This is a genomic window from Dryocola sharpae (assembly GCF_051307055.1).
Taxonomy (GTDB): domain Bacteria; phylum Pseudomonadota; class Gammaproteobacteria; order Enterobacterales; family Enterobacteriaceae; genus Dryocola.
In genome coordinates this window covers 2736055-2760793 of the sequence record NZ_CP149994.1, presented here as the reverse complement: position 1 = coordinate 2760793, position 24739 = coordinate 2736055, and the positions used below count along the sequence as shown (strand labels likewise).

The following is a 24739-nucleotide window of genomic DNA, read 5'->3' as shown; positions in this document are numbered from 1 at the left end:
AACCCCAAAGAGGTCCTGACATTATGAAATTACTGATTCTTGGCAACCACACCTGCGGCAACCGCGGTGACAGCGCCATTTTGCGCGGATTAATTGACGCCATTACCACGATTGATGATGCCGTGCAGGTCGACGTGATGAGCCGTTATCCCGTCAGCTCTGCCTGGCTGCTGGGCCGCCCGGTGCTGGGCGACGGCCTGTATAAACAAAGAAAGCAGCATAACAATGCCGTAGGGCTAATGGGGCGAGTGAAAAAAGTGCTGCGCCGTAAATATCAGCATCAGGTGCTGATGGCTAAGGCAACGGAAAGCGGCCGCTTGCGCAATATCGCCATCCCGCAGGGCTTTATCGATTTTGTGAAATCGCTGCAGCAATACGATGCGATTATTCAGGTTGGCGGGTCGTTCTTCGTCGATCTGTATGGCGTTTCGCAGTTTGAACATGCGCTGTGCAGCTTTATGGCGAAAAAGCCGGTGTATATGATCGGCCACAGCGTCGGGCCGTTCCAGGAGCCGCAGTTTAATCAACTGGCGAGCTATGCGTTTGGCAATGCGAAGGCGCTGATCCTGCGCGAGTCCGTCAGCCTTGATTTAATGAAGCAAAGCAATATCGACACCAGCAAGGTCGAGCAGGGCGTGGATACCGCCTGGCTTGTGGATCATCACCACGAAAGCTTTGTTCCAGGCTACGCGGTGCAGCACTGGCTGGAGACTATCAGGCGTAAGAAAACGGTTGCCATCACGCTGCGCGAGCTGGCGCCGTTTGATAAACGTCTTGACACCACGCAGAAGGCCTATGAGCAGGCATTTGCCGCCGTGGTCAATCGCGTGATTGAACAGGGTTACCAGGTGCTGGCGCTCTCCACCTGTACGGGGATCGACAGCTACAACAAAGATGACCGCATGATTGCGCTCAACCTGAAGCAGTACGTGAATCAGCCGGACCAGTACCACGTGGTAATGGACGAGCTCAACGACCTGGAGATGGGCAAAATCCTCGGCGAATGTGAGCTGACCGTCGGCACGCGCCTGCACTCGGCGATTATTTCGATGAACTTTGGCACGCCAGCCATCGCCATCAACTACGAACACAAATCCGCGGGCATCATGCAGCAGCTGGGCATGCCGGAAATGGCGATTGATATCCGCCAGCTTCTGGACGGCTCCTTGCAGGGCGTGGTTGCCGATGTGCTGGGCCAGCTGCCGGCTATTAACGAGCGCCTTCTTCAGGCGGTGAATGCCGAGCGTGAAACCGGCCTGCGCATGGTTGCGTCCGTGCTGGCCCGCGTGAAGGAGGCAAAATGAAGGTCGGCTTCTTCCTGCTGAAATTCCCCGTCGCCTCGGAAACCTTTGTGCTCAATCAGATCGTTGCGTTTATCGAGATGGGATATGAAGTGGAGATCGTCGCGATTCAGAAAGGCGATTTGACCAACACACATGCCGCGTTCAAAGAGTACAACCTTGCGCAAAAGACCACGTGGCTGATGGACGAACCCGAAGGTAAAGTGGCGAAGCTGCAATCCCGCGCGTTGAATACCTTGCGTGGTTCGCTTCGCATGCGCACCTGGCGTGCGCTGAACGCCTCGCGTTACGGCGACGAGGCAAGGAATCTGATCCTTTCTTCAATTTGCGGACGTAACTCGCAAACGCTGCAGGCGGATGTCTATATCGCCCACTTTGGGCCGGCAGGTGTAACCGCCGCTAAGCTGCGCGAGCTAGGCGTGCTGAAAGGGAAAATTGCTACCGTCTTCCACGGCATCGATATTTCAGGACGTGATGCGCTGGCGCACTACACGCCGGAGTATCAAAAGCTCTTTGCGCGCGGCGAACTGATGCTGCCCATCAGCAATCTCTGGGCCGGTCGCCTGGCGAAAATGGGCTGCCCTGAGGACAAAATTGCCGTCTCCCGCATGGGCGTGGACATGAATCGATTCTCGCTGCGTCCGGTGAAGGCTCCGGCAAAAACGCTGGAGATTATCTCGGTTGCCCGGCTGACCGAGAAAAAAGGGCTGCACATAGCTATTGAAGCCTGCCGCCTGCTTAAAGAGCGCGGCGTTCAGTTCCGATACAATATTCTTGGCATAGGGCAGTGGGAAACCCGATTACGCACGCTTATCGAGCAGAACCAACTGGACGACAGGGTCTTTATGCCGGGTTTTAAGCCAAACCATGAAGTGAAAGCCATGCTCGATGAAGCCGATTTGTTCTTGCTGCCGTCCGTAACGGGAGAGGACGGCGATATGGAAGGGATTCCGGTGGCGTTAATGGAAGCGATGGCGGTAGGTATTCCGGTTATCTCAACCCAGCACAGCGGCATTCCAGAGCTGATTGACGCTGGGCGTTCAGGCTGGCTGGTGCCAGAGTACGATGCCGTCGCGCTAGCCGACAGATTGCAGGCATTTGCCAGCGTCGAGGAGAGCGAGCTTAAGCCGATGCTCGCCAGGGCTCGTGAAAAGGTCGAGCGCGAGTTTAACCAAAAGGTTATCTATCAGCAGTTAGCCCAGCAGCTCCAGACGCTGTAAACCCACCGAGTGAAGCTTCACGAGGATATATGCGTAAAAGATTTGAATCCAAAACCCCGCCTTTTTCCCCCTCCCGCCGCAAGCTGCTCTGGGCCAGTTCAGCCCTGGTCGCGGTGCCTTCAGTTTTACCCCGTGCGGTTCTTGCCGCTGGCAGCAAAAGCGAGGTCAACGTTCAGGAATTCTACAGCGGTGACTGGGTTGCGGCTTTCAATAAAGCTTTGGATGCAGCGGACATCATCGTGGTGCCGGCAGACGTAATCTGCGACAAAATCAATAGCGCTATTTTTATGCCGCAGGGTAAAACGCTGCGCGTCGCGGGCGGCCTGAAGGGTAATGGCAAAGGGCGTTTTATCTTGCAGGATGGATGCAAGATCCTCGGCGCTAAGGGCGGGCGTTTCAATAATATCATCCTTGACGTTCGCGGCTCTGATTGCACCATTCAGGGCATTGATATGAGCGGTTTCGTTCCGGTGACGCAGATTTATATCGGAGGCAAAGACAAACGCATGCGCACTATGCGTAATCTGACTATCGACGATATCACTATTCATGATGCCAACTACGGCATTCTGCGCCAGGGTTTTCACAACCGTATGGAGAATGTGAAGATAACCAACGGGCGGTTTAGTCATTTACAAGGCGACGCCATTGAGTGGAACGTGGCGGTAAACGACCATAACCTGCTTATCTCCGATCATGTGATTGATAACATTGACTGCACCAACGGGAAGATAAACTGGGGTATTGGGATTGGGCTTTCCGGGAAATCTTATAACAACGACTATCCTGAAGATCAGTCGGTGAAAAATTTTGTCATCGCTAATATCACCGGGAGTAATTGCCGTCAGCTGGTGCACGTTGAGAGCGGGAAGCATTTCATTATCAGAAATGTGAAAGCGCGCAATATTAATCATACTTTTAGTCGAAAGGCCGGTATTGATAATGCCACGGTAGCAATTTATGGCTGTGATAATTTCGTGATCGATAATATCAATATGATAGATAGCGCCGGTTTCCTGATTGGGTACGGGACTAAAAAAGGCAAATATTTATCCATCCCGCAAAATTTCCGCCTAAGCGACATCACGCTTGATAACACCCACATGCAGTATAAAGCCCGGGGCATCCAGATTTCGTCCGGCAACGCCACCTCGTTTGTGGCTATTACGAACCTGACTACCAAGGGGGCGACGCTTGAGCTCAACAACAAGCCCCAGCATCTTTTCTTAAGGAATGTCAACGTGATGCAACGAGCGGCAACGGGACCTGCGCTGAAGCTGCGCTTTGATTTACGTAAGGACGTGCGGGGCCGCTTTATGGCAAAAGAGGATACGCTGCTGTCGCTTGCAAGCGTTAAGGCGGTTAACGAGAAGGGCGAGAGTTCGGTGGATATCGATAGAGTGGATCATCAGCACGTGAACACCAATAACCTTAATTTTGAGCTACCTTCGTTGCGTAAATAAACAATCAAGCGACTTTACGATTTTTCTGAGCCCTTATTGACTTTAATAAGGGCTTTTTAGTTTTGTATCCCCTGAGCCTGGAGATAAGATGAAGTACAAACTTTGGGGATCAATTCATGCTGGCATCAGAGCACGAAAAGACTATAATCCCTCAACCATTTATAGGTGGGCTGAATATGATTAATTTGAAAGCAGTTATCCCGGTAGCCGGTCTTGGCATGCATATGCTGCCCGCGACAAAAGCCATCCCGAAAGAGATGCTGCCGATTGTCGATAAGCCGATGATCCAGTACATCGTTGATGAAATTGTGGCTGCGGGTATCAAAGAAATCGTGCTGGTGACCCACTCATCCAAAAATGCGGTCGAAAACCATTTCGATACGTCCTATGAACTTGAAGCCCTGCTGGAACAGCGCGTTAAGCGCCAGCTGCTGGCAGAAGTGCAGTCTATTTGTCCGCCGGGCGTGACCATTATGAACGTCCGTCAGGCTCAGCCGCTCGGCCTTGGGCATTCCATCCTTTGCGCTCAACCTGTGGTTGGCGATAATCCGTTTGTCGTTGTACTGCCGGATGTGGTGCTGGACAACGCAAGCGCCGACCCACTGCGCTATAATCTGGCTGCTATGGTTGCGCGTTTTAACGACACAGGGCGCAGTCAGGTGCTGGCTAAGCATATGCCGAATGAAGATCTGTCAGCCTATTCCGTCATCACCACGAAAGAATCTCTGGATAATGACGGTCAGGTGAGCCGTATCGTTGACTTCGTTGAAAAACCAGATCGGCCGCAGACGCTGGATTCCGACCTGGCGGCAGTAGGGCGCTATGTTCTGTCTGCGGATATCTGGGCCGAACTGGAAAAAACCGAGCCCGGCGCCTGGGGCCGAATTCAGCTGACGGATGCCATCGCTGCGCTGAATGAAAAACAGCCGGTCGAAGCCGCGCTGATGACGGGCGACAGCTACGACTGCGGCAAGAAAATGGGTTACATGAAGGCGTTCGTTAACTACGGCCTGCGTAACCATAAAGAAGGGCAGAAGTTCCGGGAAAGCATCCAGAAGATGCTGGCACGCTGAGCGTAACCCGGTGAACATAACATGCTTATGAAAAAACGGCAGTTAAGTGGCTGTGAAGATGTTTCGGACATCTTTATGCAACTGACTGCCGTTTTTTTGCGTAAAGCCTTGATAAAGTAAGGGGCTTGCCTTGAGGCGTAATGCATTCGAACAGATATTGATCTGAGTCTCTGTTCGAATGTGTTGCCGACATCCGCTAATTTTCAGTGCACTGGTAGCTGTTGAGCCAGGGGCGGTAGCGTGCAACAAATCTTGATTCCTGACAAAGCACAGAATCAAGAACATATAATAAGTAAGTTCATATTGGCTGTCTTAACTGCCTGAAAATGATTTATGATGGGGATAGCCCTGAAGTAAAAAGCAGATTAAGAACTTGTTGACAAGCTTAAAAAAGTAACTCTTTGGAGGCATACATGCCTCATTGGTATGGCAAGAGGGACGGGGCGTTTACTTAAAAGTTCTCGCTCTTCTTACTTGGGAAACTGCTTTGTACGGCTCAGTGAAGGAGGCAAAACCTTTGCTCTTATTTGATTTCATTCAGGCAAAACGCTCGTCAGCTATAAAAATGCATAATCCAGGGCATTTATAAATAGCAAGAGGAAATAAAAGCTTATTAGTATTTAACGAATATAGCTTTTTATCGCTGCAATAAATTTATGTCTCCAGTCTAAATGTTCGTTTCTTCATATTTTTTTGAAAAACGAACAATGTACTTAATCGGAGTAATTATGACCGTAGAAAAAAAACTCAGAATCGCTGTTGTTGGATGTGGTCGCATATCTAAAAACCATTTTGGTTCTATAGCTCAATTATCAAATGAATATGAACTGGTTGCACTTTGTGATAATGACCAGGATGTTCTGGAGGCGCATCAGGCTGAATATAAAGTTCCTGGTTATTTATCAATGGATGAAATGCTGGAAAAAGAGAATTTAGATCTGGTCACTCTCTGCACCCCAAGTGGTATACATGCCAGCCAAACAATTAAAGCTGCTAAAGCCGGTGTGCATGTTATTACAGAAAAACCAATGGCAACAAAATGGGAAGATGGCTTGGCAATGGTCAGGGCTTGCGATGAAGCTGGTGTACGTCTGTTTGTTGTCAAGCAAAACCGCCGCAACTCAACATTGCAACTGCTCAAGCGAGCAGTGACAGAAAAACGTTTTGGAAAGATTCATATGGTGCATATGAATGTGTTCTGGACACGCCCACAAGAGTATTATGACCGTGCAAAATGGTCAGGTACATGGGATATGGATGGTGGCGCCTTTATGAACCAGGCAACTCACTATGTAGATCTGATGCATTGGTTGATTGGGCCAGTTGAAACGGTGCACTCAATGCTTTCTACTCACCGTGAGATCGAAGTTGAGGATACTGGGGTTGTAAACTTCAAATGGCGCAATGGTGCACTGGGTTCAATGGCTGTAACAATGTGCACATACCCTAAAAATCTAGAAGGATCTATTACTATTCTTGGTGAAAAAGGTACTGTCCGTATTGGTGGCGTTGCCGTCAATGATATCCAGCAATGGACGTTTTCTGAACCTAAAGACTATGATGCGCAAATCGAGTCGGCTAATTATGAGACCACATCTGTATATGGCTTTGGTCATCCACCATATTTCCAAAATGTGGCAGATGTTTTACGCGGTAAAGCGGAACCAGAGACTGATGGCCGTGAAGGATTAAAGTCACTTGAATTGTTGATATCTATCTATCGTTCCGCCAGGGATAGAAAAGAAGTTGGTTTACCATTAAATATATAATAGGTCATTTATGAATCTCAATGATTTGAAAATAGGTGTTGTGGGTTTAGGTTACGTCGGTCTGCCTTTAGCTGTTGAGTTTGGGAAAAAATTCCCTACAGTCGGATTTGATATCAAAAGCGCACGAGTAAGTGAGTTGCGAGAAGGTAAAGATTCAACTTTAGAATGTGAATCGAAGGAACTAGCTGAAGCTAAACATCTCGTTTTTACCGATAGTCTTGAAGGTATAAAGCATTGTAATTTTTATATCGTCACAGTTCCCACACCAATTACTGATGATAAAACCCCAGATCTTACCCCATTAGTTAAGGCTTCTGAAACGCTTGCTAAAGTTGTTAAGCGAGGGGATATAGTTGTATTTGAATCAACGGTATATCCAGGTGCTACAGAGGAAGTTTGTTTACCCATTATTGAGAAGTTCTCTGGTTTAAAGTTTAACCAGGATTTCTTTGCTGGATATAGTCCAGAGAGAATCAACCCAGGTGACAAGGTAAATCGTCTGACCACTATTGTTAAGATTACCTCTGGATCAAACACTGAAGTGGCTGATTTTGTTGATCAAGTATACCGTGAGATTATTACTGTTGGAACTCATAGAGCATCATCCATTCGTGTAGCAGAAGCTGCAAAAGTAATTGAAAATACCCAGCGCGATCTCAATATTGCCGTTATAAATGAATTTGCGAAAATATTTAATAGGCTAAGTATTGATACAGAAGAGGTCTTGAAAGCGGCGGGAACAAAATGGAATTTTTTGCCATTTAAACCCGGTTTGGTTGGTGGTCACTGCATCAGTGTCGATCCATATTATCTGACCCACAAGGCACAAGAAGCTGGCTATCGTCCAGAAGTTATATTAGCCGGGCGTCGAATCAATGATGGTATGGGCGAATACGTTGCGACACAATTAGTTAAGCACATGGCGCGTAAAAAGATAAACATTGATGAAGCAAAGGTATTAGTAATGGGCTTTACTTTCAAAGGAGATTGCCCTGACGTACGAAATACCAAGATCATTGATATTATTAAAGAGCTCAAAGAGTTTAATATGGATGTTGATGTTTATGATAGTTGGGCCTCTCCTCTTGAAGTTACTCACGAGTACGGTATTAATTTAATTGAGCAGCCGCAGCAAGGCAAATACGATGCAATCATCCTTGCAGTTGATCATAGTGATACAAAGAATATGGGAGCGGCTGCAATTCGGGCGCTAGGTAAGCAAGAACATGTGCTTTATGACGTTAAATATGTCTTACCAATCGGTGAGTCGGACATTCGTCTCTAAAAATTTGATTCGTCTTTATAACTCGAGATGGTGAAAATACCATTTCGAGTTCTTTTTATGCTCAGTTTGGAGTTATGAAATGAGTTATTATAAGCATGATTCGGCCATCGTTGATGAAGGTGCCAAAATAGGCGACGGTTCGCGCGTATGGCATTTTGCCCACGTTTGTGGTGGAGCAGAGATTGGTGCTGGAGTTTCACTTGGACAGAATGTTTTTGTCGGCAATAAAGTGAAAATTGGGGATCATTGTAAAGTCCAGAATAACGTTTCTGTTTACGATAACGTTTATTTAGCTGAGGGTGTTTTTTGTGGCCCTAGTATGGTTTTTACCAATGTATATAACCCGCGTTCATTAATTGAACGAAAGGACCAATATCGAGATACACAGGTTAATAAAGGCGCCACGTTAGGCGCCAACTGTACTATTGTTTGCGGAGTGACGATTGGCGAATATGCATTTATTGGTGCGGGTGCCGTAATTAATAAAGATGTACCGGCCTACGCCTTAATGGTTGGAGTGCCTGCAAAACAAATTGGCTGGATGAGCGAGTTTGGTGAGCAGCTTGATTTGCCCGTTGAAGGACAGGGACAAGTAACCTGCCCACATACAGGTTGTGTTTATCATCTTGATGGCAAACAACTAAAAAAACTTTAATTAATAAAAATATTGGGTGTGGATATGCAATTTATTGACTTGGTGGTTCAGCAGGCTCGTATTAAAGAACAACTTGATGCTGCCATACAAAAAGTACTTGAGCATGGTCATTATATTTTGGGGCCAGAAGTAGCCGAGCTAGAAGGAAAACTTGCAGAATTTACCGGTGCTAAACATTGTATTAGCGTTGCAAATGGCACTGATGCTCTTCAAATAGTGCAAATGGCCTTTGGAATTGGCCCTGGTGATGAGGTGATCACTCCTGGTTTTACCTATATTGCAACGGCTGAAACGGTGGCACTGCTCGGGGCCAAGCCGGTATATGTTGATGTTTGCCCTAAAACTTATAATCTCGATCCAGAAAAGCTTGAAGCAGCCATTACGCCAAGAACCAAGGCAATCATTCCTGTAAGTCTCTATGGGCAATGCGCTGATTATGATGCCATTAATGCAATTGCTGATAAATATGGCATTCCAGTAATTGAAGATGCAGCTCAAAGCTTTGGTGCAAGCTATAAAGGAAAGCGTTCATGTAATCTGACAACCGTTTCCTGCACCAGTTTCTTTCCTAGTAAGCCATTGGGATGCTATGGCGACGGCGGAGCCATTTTTACCAATGATGATGAACTTGCCACTGTGCTCCGTCAGATTGCACGTCACGGTCAAGACCGCCGCTATCATCATATCCGTGTCGGAGTCAACAGTCGCCTGGATACTCTTCAGGCTGCAATTCTTTTGCCTAAGCTAGCTATTTTTGAAGAAGAAATACAGCTTCGTAATCAGGCTGCGGCACGTTATACCCAGCTACTCAACGATGCAGGTATTACTACCACGCCGTTTGTAGAAGCACATAACGTCTCTTCATGGGCGCAATATACGATCCTGGTTAAGAATCGCAGTCAAATTCAACAGAAGCTCCAGCAAGCAGGTATTCCAACAGCCGTTCATTACCCGATCCCATTAAATAAACAACCTGCTGTAGCCGATGCCAGCGTTACGCTGCACAACGGCGATAAGATTTCTGAAGAAGTGATTAGTTTACCAATGCATCCTTACATTACAGAGGAAGAACAATTGCGGGTAGTGCGAGCTTTCCAGGAATGAGTTTGACTTATCGCCCTGATGTTCAGGGATTAAGAGCGATCGCGGTATTAGCTGTGATCGTGTTTCACTACAATCCTGCCTGGCTACCGGGCGGATTTGTTGGTGTAGATATTTTTTTTGTTCTCTCAGGTTTTCTTATCACTAGTATCTTAATCGATAAGAAACAAAAGGCTGATTATCAACTTCTTAATGCTATACAGTATTTTTATTTAAGTCGAATTAAAAGAATTTTTCCCGCATATTTTTTTATGCTGGTTTTTATCGGCGTATTTACTGCAATAGTATTTTTACCATCAGACTTTACCGAATTCCTGGTTGGTCTTAAAAAAGCCATATGGTTTAATAGTAATAGCTATTTCTCTACCTTTGGAGACTATTTTTCACCTGCTACTCATGAACAGCCATTATTGCATACTTGGTCATTGGCAGTTGAAATACAATTTTACCTGATTATACCATTTTTAATATTATTGTTGCCTGTACGTATTCTTAAAGTAGTATTATGGGCGTTTTTTATTGTATTTATTATACTTGCAGAATATCAATTACGTGCAGTAGGAGCGGAACAGGCTACTTATTATAGTTTAGCTGCAAGACTACCTGAGTTTTTTGCTGGTTCTCTCACCGCATTGTATCTGATAAGTACAAAGCAAAAGCCATTTGTTAAAAAACAGTTAAATTGCGTCGGCTTATTTCTGGTGATCATGGCAGTTTTTCTACAGCCCATGTTAGGACCTTTTCCCGGCATTGCATCATTATTTCCTGTTCTGGGTGTTATTTTAATTCTATTCTGTGTAAAGAAGAGTTATGTCAACCACTTTTTATCGCACCCGTGGTTAGTTTGGATTGGAGCTCTTTCTTATTCTCTATACCTTTGGCATTGGCCTGTATTGGCTCTTTTGAGGTATTGCAGTGGTACTTATATATTAAATTCAAGTTTTAGCTTTTTGTTCATTATATTAACGGTTACTATTTCATGGTTTTCATATTACTTAATCGAAGTGCCATATCGCACTGAATTTACCATAAGAAAAGGATTTTTAGCTGGGGCAGTTTTGGTCGGAGGGACGAGCATCTTAATGCCGGTTGCAAAGTATATTAATCAAATTTTTACACCGCCTAAATTATCGATTGAGTACCAGCGCTATGCAGATCCCGCGACGATTTGTCATGGTCAAATAGTGAAGGAATGTCTTAGAGGTGACCTCACCAGTAAACATGAAGTGCTAGTACTGGGTGATTCACATGCAGCAATGCTTAATAAGTTCTTTGATTATCTGGGTAAGGAGCTTGGTTTTAGAGCAAGAGTTATAACTGCCAGCAGTTGTGTGACCATCCCTAGTTTTGATTATCAGCGATTACCTTATTGGGCGCAGAAATCATGTATTAATCAGATAGAAATAGCAAGAAAGTTTTATGATAAAAGCCAGTTTATTATTCTGGCTGGAGCCTGGAATTATCAGTTCTCAAGTAAAAAATTTCCGCATGTACTATCACTTTTTTTAGATGACATACAGCAAAAACGGAAAAAAATTGTGATTTTGACACAAGTGCCATTATTAAATACCAGTCCACTTCGAAATCAGCGTCTGCAATATATTGGAATACCGTCACAAGCAGGAATTAATAAAGATTACATTAGAACCAATGAGGATTTGCGTACTATAGTTAGTAAGTATAGTAATGCGAAGATAATTGATTTGTCGTCTCTCTCTCTTTTTATGAAGGCACCCACATATAATGGGGAATTAATGTATTTTGACAATAGTCATCTTAATGAAATTGGAAGTAAGCTTTATGCTGAAAAAGCAAAACCTTTTTTTGCAAGGATAATAAATAATGATTAAAAAGTTATTATCTAAGTCGAAGTTTGCAAAAAATGTTTTGACTTTGATGACCGGTACAGCTTTAGCTCAAATTATTCCTATTGGTATATCACCGATCTTAACAAGGGTGTATTCTCCCGAGGGATTTTCAGTTTTTGCGATGTATTCTGCGATATTGTCAATTTTTTCAGTCATTGCTTGTCTTCGATTTGAAATAGCAATACCTATTTCCAAAAATAATAAAGAGGCGTTCGAGCTAGTATTTTTAGCATTGACAAGTACTTGCTGTATCACGGCCATTTCCGGATTAATTATTTTAATTTTTAATGAACAGATTACCCAGCTAAGTAGTAATAAATTAGAAGGATTTTTGTGGATGATTCCCCTCGGGATATTTTTCTCGGGTAGTTATGCTGCATTTCAATACTGGGCGACACGACAAAAAAACTTTAATCAGGTTGCAAGAACCAGAATTGGTCAGTCTCTGAGTTGCGCGTTTACACAGTTGGGTCTTGGTTTTTTGGGCATCTCTCCTTTAGGATTATTGCTGGGGTCTTTGTTTCAGGCTGGGGCTGGGGTGGTTGGTTTGGGCATACGTTTTTTAAAAGATGCTAATCACTTCTTTCACCAAATAAAATTTAATAACCTTATAAACACATTTAGGGCTTATGATAAATTTCCAAAATATTCTACTTGGGAGGCCTTGGCCAACTCTGCAGGCATGCAACTACCAATTATCCTGATTGCTACTTATTCTATTGGAAGTGAGGCTGGTTACTTGATGTTAGCAATACGCTTGCTGTCAGCGCCTATGAGTTTAATTGGAGGTGCTGTTGCTCAGGTATTTCTCTCGGAAGCACCTGCCAGAGCCTATAATGGTGAGCTGAAGGCTTTTACTATCAAAACAGTAGGTTCACTCTTCAAGGTTGGCGTGTTGCCAATATTAGCAGTTGCTATATTAGCTCCATTTTTTGTTCCTTTGATTTTTGGTGAAAGTTGGGCCCGAGCTGGCACTATAATTAGTTGGATGGCGCCATGGTTCCTAATGCAATTTATTGTATCTCCTGTTTCAATGACACTACATATCGTAAACGCACAAAAAGTAGCGTTATTATTACAAGTTTTTGGTGTTTGCTTAAGAGTGTCTAGTGTATATCTTGGTTTTTTCCTATTTAAAGAGTATGTGGTTGAGTTATATGCGCTAAGTGGGGTGGTTTTTTATCTTATATATTTTTATGTTGTTCTAAAAGTCCTACGGAATAATAACATACAAGCGCAACAATAATTATAGGGTTATAATAATGAAGGTTTCTTGTAAAATATCTATCTTCCCACTAACACTACTTTATTTTGTTTTATTGTTGTTTCTGTATGAATCATTCGTATCTCCTTTATTTTCGTATATGGGATTTATAAGTGATTTTTCTTGGGAAAGAACTCTGATTGCTTGTATCTTTATTATTTTATATTTCTTCTTATCTAAAGTCGAAGGTGTAGTTGGTTTTTACCACCAAGTGATTATGGCTTTATTATTAATTCCATCACTTGTGCTTTATAGTGTAGGGGTTGCAACAACATTATTCTTTTTCGTTACAATAGTTTCTATTTTTATAGTATTTATTATTTCATCTAAAGTAAAGCTAGCTTCATTTAAACTGTTCACTTTAAATAGACATCAATTGCTTTGGTTTCTGTTTTTGATTGCTTTATTCACTATTTTTTCTTATGTCTACTTTATCGGTATGTCAGGATTTAACCTTAATATTTTGAAGGTTTACGAGTTTAGGAAATCTGCAGGCGACGCGCTCCCTTCTATATTTGGTTATCTTTCCCCTGCAACTAGTAAAATTTTCATACCGATAATGATGGTGTTATCAATCATATATAAAAGATATTTTTTCTTATACGCAGGGTTTGTATTTTCCATTCTTATTTTTGGTTTTACTGCACATAAATCACCGTTGCTTTACCCTTTTTTAACCTTTGGGATTTATTTATTCTCTGGGGCAAGGAAGTGGGGGGTGTATTATTATACTCTGTTAATCTCGGTTTTGTTTATTGCTATCGTCGATTTTTATTTAAGTGATATTTATCCCGGTATGGGCTTTGGCATTATAGGAAGTTTCTCTTCAAGACGAGCGATACTTCTGCCTATGCTATTGAATAATTACTACGTTGAGTTTTTTTCTATACATGAGCCTTACTATTGGAGTGAGAGCAAATTAACTTTCGGTTTAGTTAATAATCCTTATGATCTCAAAATGGTAAATCTTATTGGTGCACAGTATTTTGGCCAGCCAGATATGTCTGCTAATACAGGATTTATAGGAAGCGGATTTGCGAACGCTAGATGGTTCGGAGTAATACTATATTCAATTCTCCTGGGGTTATTAATATCCTTCCTGGAATCTTTATCGAAATATATAGGAAAGCGATTTGTAATAAGCTCTTCATTTGTAGTTATGTTTTCTATTACAACATCTACGGATTTTATAACTGCTTTGCTAACTCACGGGCTGCTTTTATTAATTGTTCTATACATGATCATTCCACGAAGTGGGAAAACATCTCCTTAAAATTTACTAGAGAAATAATGATGTCTAAGTTAATTGTAGCCCATCTAACCTCAGCTCATCCGCGGTTTGATACACGTATATACTTAAAACAATGTTGCTCACTGGCAGTGCATGGCTATGTTGTTTATTTAGTAGTGGCAGATGGTCTAGGTGATGAAAAGAAAGGTGGTGTGAACATTTATGATGTCGGACCATCTAATGGTCGCTTCGACCGAATTCGCAGAGCCCCTTGGCGGGTTTTGGAAAAGGCTGTGGAACTAAAGGCAGATATTTACCATATACATGATCCTGAATTAATCCCAATTGGCATAAAATTGAAAAAAATGGGCAAGACTGTTATATTTGACGCTCATGAGGATGTTCCTAAACAACTTCTCGGTAAACCTTACTTGAACAAGCCTGCAAAATGGCTATTATCAAAAAGCTTTGCTATCTATGAGCGCTGGGCCTGTAAAAAATTAGATGCCGTTATTTCAGCCACGCCTGTTATTAGAGATAAATATTTAAGTTTGGGAATAACTTCAGTTGATATTAATAACTATCCATTATTAGGTGAATTAGGTTCAACAAACGGTACCGATTGGTCAAATAAACGAGATCATATTGCCTATGTTGGTGGGATTGGACAAATCCGAGGTATTTTACAAGTTGTTCAAGCTATGGGAATTACCCAGTCAAAAGCCAGACTGCAATTAGCCGGACAATTTAGTGAAAGCGCCGTTGAAAAGGCTGCTCATTCTGATAGTGGTTGGACATATGTCGATTCTCTTGGATTTATTGATCGTGAGGGAGTCAGGGTACTGTTATCTCGATGTGTGGCTGGTTTAGTAACTTTTTTACCCTCGCCAAATCACATTGATGCACAACCTAATAAAATGTTTGAGTATATGAGCTCAGGTGTGCCAGTTATTGGTTCCAATTTTCCTCTTTGGCAACAAATTATTAAAGGTAATCAGTGCGGATTATGTGTCGATCCACTAAATCCAGTTTCTATCGCCGAAGCCATAGATTATTTAGTAACTCATCCTAAAGAAGCTGAACAAATGGGACGCAATGGCCAACAGGCTGTACAAGAAAAATATAACTGGACAATTGAAGAGCGTAAATTGCTTTCTTTTTACCAATCACTACTTAGATGAAAAAATTATGCAGAATATTTTAACTATAGTCGGAGCTCGCCCTCAATTCATCAAAGCCAGCGTTGTATCGCGAGCAATAGCGCAAACATCGGGTCTTAATGAAATTATGTTGCATACTGGGCAGCATTTCGATGCCAATATGTCAGATGTTTTCTTTAACCAGCTTGGAATACCCAAACCAGATATTCAACTTGATATTCATGGTGGCAGCCATGGTGAAATGACAGGAAGGATGCTGGTAGAGATCGAACGCGCATTATTACAGCATAAGCCTGAAAGAGTACTAGTTTATGGTGACACGAATTCCACTTTAGCAGGGGCGCTTGCGGCTGCCAAATTACATATTCCTGTCGCACATATTGAAGCTGGACTACGCAGTTTTAATATGATGATGCCCGAAGAAATTAACCGTATTCTCACGGATCAACTAAGTGATTTTTTGTTTTGTCCAACAGATACAGCAGTAAAAAACCTGTATAATGAGGGGTTCTCAAATAAAACAGCAAAAATATTGCAAGTGGGCGATGTGATGCAGGATGCTGCTTTATTCTTTTCCCAGAACGCAATATCACCAAAAGCCAATTTGCCTGAACAGTTCATTTTAGCTACTCTGCATCGTGCGGAAAATACAGATAGCCCACAGCGTCTGGCACAGATTATTTCTGCGTTGAATAGCTTGCATACTTTGGTTGCTCCCGTCGTGCTACCGCTTCATCCCCGCACTCGGAAATTGATCGCTGAACAGGGTTTGCAACTTGACGTTCAGGTAATTGACCCGGTAGGTTATTTTGAGATGATATGGCTGCTTAAATCATGTAGCCTGGTTGTTACAGATAGCGGTGGCGTTCAGAAAGAAGCATTTTTCTTTGGTAAAGCCTGTGTGACGATGCGTGATCAAACTGAATGGGTTGAACTCATCGAAATAGGTGCCAATGAATTGGTAGGGGCTGATACGTCTAAAATTATCAGTTCCGCTACTCGCAATATCGGGCGAAAAATACAGGATCCACACCAACTTTATGGTGGCGGTCACGCTTCTATGGCTATAGTTCAAGCATTGATTTAATAGGGTTTATATATGTGTGGTATTTTTGGCATTATTTCTAAGAAGACTGTGGAATTATCTGAACTCAAACTGCTTGCCGAACACGCGAGACAGCGTGGTCGTGATTCAAGCGGTCTTATTATGAATTCACATGGCAGTTATAAAGTTTATCGTGCAGATTATGATATTAAAAAACTGATGGCAGGGGTTAGTGTTGCAAACTCATCTGTTGCCCTGGGTCATAGCCGCCTGATTACAAATGGTCTTGCTGATAACCAACCTGTTATCCGTGGTGATGTTGGTGTTATTCACAACGGCATCGTTGTGAATCATGAATCACTATGGTCAGAACTGTCTCTTGAACGCAGACAAGAAATCGACACCGAGATCATTGCTGCTATCGTTGAACGTCATATAGATGAAACGGGTGCAGTTGAAGGTCTGGCTGATAAAGTTCTGTCACTGTGCAAGGGTGTTGTTGCTACAGCAATAGTTGTTCCTAAATTAGGGAAAGCGATCCTTTTTTCAAATAATGGTAGTCTGTACGTTGGTAATAAAGGAGAAGCTTTTTACTTTTCTTCAGAACAATACCCGTTAACAAAACTTGGCTGTAGCGGTATTAGACAAATCATTAATGAAGAAGTAGTGTTGGACATTCCTTTAGCAGAAAAATTTATTGTTAAGGATAATAATTCCCGTAAAATAAATCTGATTCCTAAGTTTGTAAAAATTCAGTCGGAAATTGACCTGCTCGAATATCCACGGCCTAACTTACGCCGTTGTACTAAATGTATTCTTCCTGAAACGATGCCATATATTTCTTTTGATGCTAATGGTGTTTGTAATTACTGTAATAACTACAAACCAAGAAATAACCCAAAGCCTAAAGAAGAGATATTTGAGCTGGTAAAACCTTATCGCCGAAACGGGCAATTAGATTGTATTGTACCTTTCTCTGGTGGCCGTGATAGTTGTTATGGCCTGCATCTTATTGTAAAAGAACTCGAGATGAAGCCGGTTACTTATACTTATGACTGGGGTATGGTGACTGATTTAGGACGCCGAAATATCAGCAGAATGTGTGCCGAGTTAGGTGTTGAAAATATCATTATCGCGGATGATATAGCCAAAAAAAGACGCAATATTGCAACCAATCTTAAGGCGTGGTTGAAATCCCCTCATCTTGGCATGATCAGTATTTTAACTGCAGGCGATAAACATTTTTTCCGTCATGTTGAAGCGGTAAAAAAACAAACCGGTATCGATCTCAACCTTTGGGGTGTCAATCCGCTCGAAGTTACGCATTTCAAATCCGGATTTTTAGGTGTACCACCTGATTTTGCGGAAGAGCGGGTATATAGTCATGGCTGGCAAAAACAGCTTGAATATCAAAAGCTCAGATTTAAAGCTATGCTGCAAAGCCCGGGCTATTTCAATAGTTCCCTGTGGGATACTCTTTCTGGCGAATATTATCGTAGCTTTACAGAGAAAAAAGATTATTATCATATCTTTGATTATTGGCGTTGGGATGAGAAATTAATCGATGACACTTTAATTAATCAATATGATTGGGAAACCGCTGTAGATACCAGTACTACCTGGCGAATTGGGGATGGTACTGCCGCATTTTATAACTACATTTATTATATCGTTGCAGGTTTTACGGAACACGATACTTTCCGCAGCAACCAAATTCGTGAAGGACAGATAACAAGAGAAGAAGCATTACGTCTAGTTGAGGATGAGAACCAACCACGTTACGAAAATATTCGCTGGTATTTGGATGCTCTTGATATGGATTTCTCTGATGTTATTAAAGTAATTAATAATATCCCCAAGTTATACGAAGGTCATCATGAGTAAGAGTATTTGGTATATTTCTAAGTATTACTCGCCGCAAACTAAAAACTCTGCAGGTGGCCGTGATTGGTTTTTAACTAATGAGCTCGGTAAATTAGGATATGATGTCACGGTAATAGCCTCTGATTCTAATTCTGTATATGACGTCGCGGTACGTACCTTACCAGTTGAGAAGGATCAAAGAGAAAATCTCGTTATTTATTGGCTCAAGACTTATAAATATGAGATCCCTAAATCAATAAAACGTGTTATTAGCTGGTTTCACTTTGAATGGCTAGTCTTTAAGCTACCGAAGAAACAAATCAGTCGACCTGATGCGGTGATCGTTTCTAGTTTGTCGCTCATGAGCATTATTAATGGCTATTTATTACGTCGCAAATATAAATGCAAATTGGTGCTTGAGGTACGAGATATTTGGCCACTAACAATAATAGAAGAAGGTGGTTTTAGCCCTTCTAACCCTTTTGTCATGCTTTTAGCGAAACTTGAGCATTTTGCCTATAAAACGGCAGATGCAATTGTTGGCACCATGCCTAATTTAGGTGAGCACGTTCATCATGTCTTGGGCTATGCTAAACCAACGCACTGCGTACCCATGGGGTTCGATCCTGATGTGCTTTCTGTTCAAAGGGACATTGATGAAAATGAATTAAATAAATTTTTCCATAAAGGAAAGTTTCATATTGTTTATGCAGGTACCGTTGGTATTACCAATGCGTTAGATACTTTGTTTTCAACAGCAGAAAAATTAATTGATCATAACGATATCCAATTTATCATAATTGGTGATGGTGCTCTAAGGTCACAGTATATGAGTCGCTATTCGCATTGTAAAAATATAAGCTTTATGCCAAAAATCCCTCGACTCATGGTGCAATCAGTGTTGCGTCATGCGGATGTGCTTTATCTTGCCGCTTTCAATTCTAAAGTGTGGGATTATGGTCAGTCTTTAAATAAGCTGATCGATTATATGATCGCAGCGAGGCCGATTATTGCTTCTTATAGCGGTTATCAATCGATGGTTAGTGAAGCTGAATCTGGTTTTTTTGTTCCGGCTGAAAACACTCAGGCCGTCATAGACAAGATTCTTTTATTAAAAGATATGTCTCAGGAATCAAGGAATGAGATGGGGCTTAGAGGGCGAGAGTGGATTTTAAATAACAGAAATTATAAACAGCTCGCAAAGCATTATGCAGACATCATATTCAATGACTCAGCATGTGATACCAGGTGATAAAAAATGGCCACCGTTGCTTTAAGAGGTTATTCCTATTCAAATGACACAGCGTCTACCCTCAGCCTGTTCCAGGCTGCTAAGGGATCTGAATAATGAATACAGCAAAGATAGCATTGGTGAAACGTTACTGCCCTTACGAGAGTTATCTCTTTTGTCGCGGTAGCAGACATTCTATGATTTATACAATCAGTGTGACATAGATCAGCAAAAGCTATTCATGCCTGCCAATCCTGAGTTAACATCGAAACTACATTAATGCTGTGTACTACAGCACAGCTACTATCCTTAAGACAGGAGTATGTAATGTCCAAACAGCAGATCGGCGTCGTTGGTATGGCCGTGATGGGGCGCAATCTGGCGCTGAACATCGAAAGCCGTGGCTATACCGTTTCCGTGTTCAACCGCTCCGGCGACAAGACTGAAGAAGTTATCGCTGAGAACCCGGGCAAGAAGCTGGTTCCTTACTATACGGTACAAGAGTTTGTGGAATCCCTGGAAACTCCTCGCCGTATCCTGTTGATGGTGAAGGCGGGCGAAGCGACTGATAAAACCATCGATTCCCTCAAGCCATATCTTGAGAAGGGCGACATTCTGATCGACGGTGGCAACACCTTCTTCCTGGATACCATTCGTCGTAACCGTGAGCTGTCTGCGGAAGGCTTCAACTTTATCGGTACCGGTGTCTCTGGCGGCGAAGAGGGCGCTTTGAAGGGGCCATCCATCATGCCCGGCGGTCAGAAAGAAGCTTACGAATTAGTTGCTCCAATTCTTAAGCAAATCGCAGCGGTTGCTGAAGATGGCGAACCTTGCGTGACCTATATCGGTGCGGATGGCGCAGGTCACTACGTGAAGATGGTGCACAACGGTATCGAATACGGCGACATGCAGTTAATCGCCGAAGCTTATTCACTGCTTAAAAACGGCCTGAATCTCTCCAACGAAGAGCTGGCGACTACCTTTACCGAATGGAATAAAGGTGAGCTGAGCAGCTACCTCATCGACATCACCAAAGACATCTTCACTAAAAAAGATGAAGAAGGTAAATACCTGGTCGATGTGATCCTTGATGAAGCGGCCAACAAAGGTACCGGCAAATGGACCAGCCAGAGCTCGCTGGATCTTGGCGAACCACTCTCTCTTATCACCGAGTCTGTTTTCGCGCGCTATATTTCCTCTTTGAAAGAGCAGCGTGTCGCCGCTTCTAAAGTGCTGAGCGGCCCCCAGGCTAAGCCATTTACTGGTGATAAAACCGAGTTCGCTGAGAAAGTTCGTCGTGCGCTGTATCTGGGTAAAATCGTTTCTTACGCGCAGGGCTTCTCCCAACTGCGTGCTGCGTCAGAAGAGAACAACTGGGATCTGAACTACGGTGAGATTGCAAAAATCTTCCGTGCGGGCTGTATTATCCGTGCTCAGTTCCTGCAGAAAATCACTGATGCCTATGCAGAAAACCCAGCTATTGCTAACCTGCTGCTGGCACCTTACTTTAAGAAAATCGCAGACGAATATCAGCAAGCGCTGCGCGATGTGGTTTCTTATGCGGTGCAGAATGGCATTCCAACGCCTACTTTCTCCGCGGCTATCTCTTACTACGATAGCTACCGCTCGGCAGTCCTGCCTGCAAACCTGATTCAGGCGCAGCGCGACTACTTCGGTGCGCATACTTATAAGCGTACGGATAAAGAAGGCGTATTCCATACCGAGTGGATGGAAAAATAATTTTTGCAGCAAGTTATTGTGTAATTTGAAACCAGTGGGGGATTGCTTCCCACTGGTTTTTTCTTTTTAATCTACGTATAAATTTGCTTTTACTTTCTTACTGCCGAAAGTAATAAAGGCAGGATATGCAGATTCGCATTGTTTGAGGCTTTATGAAAATTATCGTAACCGGCGGTGCAGGCTTTATCGGTTCTGCCGTAGTTCGCCACGTTATTGACGCAACCAGTGACGAAGTTATGGTCATTGATAAACTGACCTATGCCGGAAATATTGATTCCCTCGCTCCTGTCGCCAGTAACGCCCGGTATTCATTTCGCCAAATTGATATCTGTGACAGGGCCGCATTAGATAAGGTCTTTGAGGAGTTTCAGCCGGATGCGGTGATGCACCTTGCGGCTGAAAGCCACGTTGATCGTTCAATTGATGGGCCTGCGGCCTTTATTGAAACAAACATTGTCGGAACCTATGTTCTTCTGGAAGCAGCGCGACATTACTGGAATAAGCTGGCATCACCGGCCAAAGAAGCCTTTCGCTTCCATCATATTTCTACTGATGAGGTTTATGGTGATCTGCATGATACCGAGTCGCTGTTTACCGAGACGACACCTTATGCGCCGAGCAGCCCTTACTCCGCCTCAAAAGCTTCCAGCGATCACCTGGTTCGCGCCTGGCTGCGTACCTACGGCATGCCGACTATCGTGACCAATTGCTCCAATAACTATGGGCCTTACCACTTTCCTGAAAAACTGATCCCTTTAGTTATTCTCAATGCCCTGGAAGGTAAGCCGTTGCCTGTCTACGGCGATGGTCGCCAGATCCGTGACTGGCTGTACGTTGAAGATCATGCCCGTGCGCTTTATAAGGTTGTCACCGAAGGCAAACCGGGTGAGACCTACAATATTGGTGGGCATAACGAGCGCAAGAACATTGATGTTGTGAAGACCATTTGCCGTCTGCTGGATGAAATAGTGGTGATTAAGCCCACGCAAATTAATCATTTTGAAGAGTTGATTACGTATGTAACGGATCGTCCGGGCCACGATCTGCGCTATGCTATTGATGCTTCTAAAATCGAACGGGAGCTTGGCTGGAAACCGAGCGAAACCTTTGAAAGCGGCATCAGAAAAACGGTTGAATGGTATCTCGCGAATGAGTCATGGTGGCAACGGGTTAAAGACGGTTCGTATTCCAGGCAACGTTTAGGACTCAGTAGTTAATAAAGAAGATAAGGATTGAATATGAAGGGGATCATTCTGGCGGGGGGGTCAGGCACGCGGCTCTATCCAATCACACGCGGCGTCTCAAAACAACTCTTGCCCATCTATGATAAGCCCATGATTTACTATCCGATCTCGGTGCTTATGCTGGCAGGGATACGCGATATTTTACTGATCACTACGCTTGAGGATCTTCCTTCGTTCCAGCGTTTGCTGGGTGACGGCAACCATTTAGGCATCAATCTTAGCTATGAAATCCAGGCGCGTCCGGAAGGTCTGGCGCAGGCTTTCATCATTGGCGAAGCGTTTATTAATGGCGAGAGCTGCGCCCTGGTGCTGGGGGACAATATCTTCTTTGGCCAGGGTTTTGGCAGCAAACTTGAGACGGTTGCCAGTCGACAAAATGGGGCGACCGTTTTCGGCTACCAGGTGATGTCGCCGCAGCGTTTTGGCGTGGTTGAATTTGATGAAAATTATCGCGCGCTCTCTATTGAAGAAAAGCCAGCGGAGCCAAAATCTAACTGGGCAGTTACCGGACTTTATTTTTATGATAATAAAGTTGTCGATTTAGCTAAGCAGGTTAAACCCTCAGAGCGAAATGAGCTCGAAATCACAAGTATTAATCAAATGTATCTGGAGATGGATGAGCTCACCGTTGAACTGCTCGGCCGTGGTTTCGCCTGGCTTGACACCGGTACGCATGACAGCCTGATTGAAGCCTCGCAGTTTGTTCATACCATTGAAAAGCGTCAGGGCTTCAAAGTCGCCTGTCTTGAAGAAATTGCCTGGCGCAAGGGATGGATGTCTGCGGACCAGGTACTTGATAGCGCCAGGACTATGGAAAAAACTTCATATGGCCAATATCTGATGCAACTGGTCATAAAATAAGTAAGCAATAAGCTAAGTTGGCTGGATTATTTAGCTTAAATTAAGCTCTAAATTTGCTATTTATCATAAAAGCAACATTATATTTTTCGCAGGCGCTTAACTTGAGCGCCTGATTGATTTTTGACAGGCCGTTGACTTTTTTAAAAAGTTAAAGCTATGCTAAAGCTCACATTTTCAACAATTTTTTTCAGGCTATTCTGAGAAAAATCCTTACTTCTTCCCAGGTAATTTTGCTGTTATCCGATTATACTTAACCCGGCGAAAGTCATCGCATTTTATGAACTATTTCTCTTAGGATAATCATGAAGCAAGATAACAATAATGTGGCGCGACAACACATTGAAACTAAATCAGAAGAAGTTGATTTAATTGATCTTTTTATACAGCTATGGAAAGAGAAGTTAACAATTATTGCTTTTACCGCTTTGGCTATCTTCCTTGCAGTAATTTACCTATTTGTCGCCAAAGAGAAATGGACCTCTACAGCGGTGATTACTCAGCCGGATGCTGCTCAAATAGCAACTTACAACAATGCACTAAACGTTATTTATGGCAATGGTGCACCTAACCTTACAGATGTGCAAAATCGTGTTGTAGGACGCTTCAGTTCTTCAATGTCAGCATTGTCCGAAACTTTGTTTAATCTTGATGAACCGGAAAAGCTAACAATCGCGCCTGCTGTACAAGGTCAACAGCTTCCGCTCAAAATATCCTACGTAGGTGGCTCGCCTGAAGAAGCGCAAACTAAAATTGCCCAGTATATTCAGCAAGTTGACGAGCAGATTGGTGAAGAGTTAGGCGTTGACCTTAACGACAGTATCAAGCTGCAAATCACTACGCTTGTCGATTCGTTGCAAACGCAGGAAAAGGTAGCCCAGGAACAAAAAGAGTTGCGTATCAAGCAAATCAGCGAGGCGCTGAAATTTGCCACCGAAGCCAAAGTTGCCTCACCGCAGGTTCAGCAGACTTCAGACGTAACTCAGGACACCCTGTTCCTGCTGGGCAGTGAAGCGCTGACTTCAATGATTAAAAACGAGTCGACCCGCCCGCTGGTCTTTTCGGGAGCTTATTATCAGACCAGGAAAAATCTCTTTGATATTCAGAATCTGAAAATCGATCCTAAAACTATCCATGCCTATCGCTATGTCATGAAGCCGACGTTACCTATTCGCAGAGATAGTCCTAAACGTGGCATTACGCTGATACTGGCGACCTTGCTGGGCGGGATGATTGGTGCTGGTGTGGTGTTAGGACGTTATATGATCCGCAATTATAAGACCAGAGCTTAGTTCCGTTAAATACACTTTGTAAGGCGGATAAACGAAGCGCCATCCGCCGTAATATTCCGGCCAATGCGGTGGATGA

General features: G+C 43.4%; 19 protein-coding genes. All 19 read left to right on the top strand.

Annotated elements, in window-relative coordinates; all coding sequences use genetic code 11:
- Positions 1-23 precede the first annotated feature (23 nt).
- The gene (wcaK, locus tag WLO31_RS13260; protein WP_435927070.1) at positions 24-1304 is read left to right on the top strand and encodes a colanic acid biosynthesis pyruvyl transferase WcaK; all 1281 of its coding nucleotides are present in this window, start codon (positions 24-26) and stop codon (positions 1302-1304) included.
- Positions 1301-2521: a colanic acid biosynthesis glycosyltransferase WcaL gene (wcaL, locus tag WLO31_RS13255; protein WP_435927069.1), complete on the top strand. Its 1221-nt coding sequence runs from the start codon at positions 1301-1303 to the stop codon at positions 2519-2521. The genes wcaK and wcaL overlap by 4 nt, the downstream gene beginning before the upstream one ends.
- A 29-nt stretch (positions 2522-2550) precedes the next feature.
- Positions 2551-3984, top strand: coding sequence for a colanic acid biosynthesis protein WcaM (gene wcaM, locus WLO31_RS13250; RefSeq protein ID WP_435927068.1), 1434 nt, complete (start codon positions 2551-2553; stop codon positions 3982-3984).
- 176 nt (positions 3985-4160) lie between these two features.
- The gene (gene galF / locus WLO31_RS13245) at positions 4161-5057 is read left to right on the top strand and encodes a UTP--glucose-1-phosphate uridylyltransferase GalF (protein WP_435927067.1); all 897 of its coding nucleotides are present in this window, start codon (positions 4161-4163) and stop codon (positions 5055-5057) included.
- Between the two features lie 728 nt (positions 5058-5785).
- A complete protein-coding gene (locus tag WLO31_RS13240) occupies positions 5786-6826 on the top strand; it encodes a Gfo/Idh/MocA family protein (protein ID WP_435927066.1) in 1041 nt (346 codons plus the stop codon).
- Positions 6827-6836: 10 nt separating this feature from the next.
- The gene (gene tviB, locus WLO31_RS13235) at positions 6837-8111 is read left to right on the top strand and encodes a Vi polysaccharide biosynthesis UDP-N-acetylglucosamine C-6 dehydrogenase TviB (RefSeq protein WP_435927065.1); all 1275 of its coding nucleotides are present in this window, start codon (positions 6837-6839) and stop codon (positions 8109-8111) included.
- A gap of 79 nt (positions 8112-8190) precedes the next feature.
- A complete protein-coding gene (locus WLO31_RS13230; RefSeq protein WP_435927064.1) occupies positions 8191-8766 on the top strand; it encodes an acyltransferase in 576 nt (191 codons plus the stop codon).
- 24 nt (positions 8767-8790) lie between these two features.
- A complete protein-coding gene (locus WLO31_RS13225; RefSeq protein ID WP_435927063.1) occupies positions 8791-9870 on the top strand; it encodes a DegT/DnrJ/EryC1/StrS family aminotransferase in 1080 nt (359 codons plus the stop codon).
- Positions 9871-9872: 2 nt separating this feature from the next.
- On the top strand, positions 9873-11717 hold the full coding sequence (locus tag WLO31_RS13220) for an acyltransferase family protein (protein WP_435927062.1): 1845 nt from the start codon (positions 9873-9875) through the stop codon (positions 11715-11717).
- Complete coding sequence (locus tag WLO31_RS13215; protein WP_435927061.1) at positions 11710-12981, top strand: lipopolysaccharide biosynthesis protein; 1272 nt, start codon at positions 11710-11712, stop codon at positions 12979-12981. Before WLO31_RS13220 ends, WLO31_RS13215 begins: the two co-directional genes overlap by 8 nt.
- 16 nt (positions 12982-12997) lie before the next feature.
- Entirely contained in the window at positions 12998-14272 is a 1275-nt protein-coding gene (locus tag WLO31_RS13210) for a hypothetical protein (RefSeq protein ID WP_435927060.1), read from the top strand.
- A gap of 17 nt (positions 14273-14289) precedes the next feature.
- Positions 14290-15411: a glycosyltransferase family 4 protein gene (locus WLO31_RS13205; RefSeq protein ID WP_435927059.1), complete on the top strand. Its 1122-nt coding sequence runs from the start codon at positions 14290-14292 to the stop codon at positions 15409-15411.
- 7 nt (positions 15412-15418) lie between these two features.
- The gene (gene wecB, locus WLO31_RS13200; RefSeq protein WP_435927058.1) at positions 15419-16477 is read left to right on the top strand and encodes a non-hydrolyzing UDP-N-acetylglucosamine 2-epimerase; all 1059 of its coding nucleotides are present in this window, start codon (positions 15419-15421) and stop codon (positions 16475-16477) included.
- A 12-nt stretch (positions 16478-16489) separates the two neighbouring features.
- Positions 16490-18319, top strand: a complete 1830-nt coding sequence (locus tag WLO31_RS13195) for a hypothetical protein (protein ID WP_435927057.1) — start codon at positions 16490-16492, stop codon at positions 18317-18319.
- A complete protein-coding gene (locus WLO31_RS13190; RefSeq protein ID WP_435927056.1) occupies positions 18312-19550 on the top strand; it encodes a glycosyltransferase family 4 protein in 1239 nt (412 codons plus the stop codon). The genes WLO31_RS13195 and WLO31_RS13190 overlap by 8 nt, the downstream gene beginning before the upstream one ends.
- Before the next feature lie 306 nt (positions 19551-19856).
- A complete protein-coding gene (gene gndA / locus WLO31_RS13185; RefSeq protein ID WP_435927055.1) occupies positions 19857-21269 on the top strand; it encodes an NADP-dependent phosphogluconate dehydrogenase in 1413 nt (470 codons plus the stop codon).
- A gap of 152 nt (positions 21270-21421) precedes the next feature.
- On the top strand, positions 21422-22486 hold the full coding sequence (rfbB, locus tag WLO31_RS13180) for a dTDP-glucose 4,6-dehydratase (protein WP_435927054.1): 1065 nt from the start codon (positions 21422-21424) through the stop codon (positions 22484-22486).
- A gap of 21 nt (positions 22487-22507) precedes the next feature.
- A complete protein-coding gene (gene rfbA, locus WLO31_RS13175) occupies positions 22508-23374 on the top strand; it encodes a glucose-1-phosphate thymidylyltransferase RfbA (protein WP_435927053.1) in 867 nt (288 codons plus the stop codon).
- 302 nt (positions 23375-23676) lie between these two features.
- Complete coding sequence (gene wzzB / locus WLO31_RS13170; protein ID WP_435927052.1) at positions 23677-24663, top strand: LPS O-antigen chain length determinant protein WzzB; 987 nt, start codon at positions 23677-23679, stop codon at positions 24661-24663.
- Positions 24664-24739: the final 76 nt, after the last annotated feature.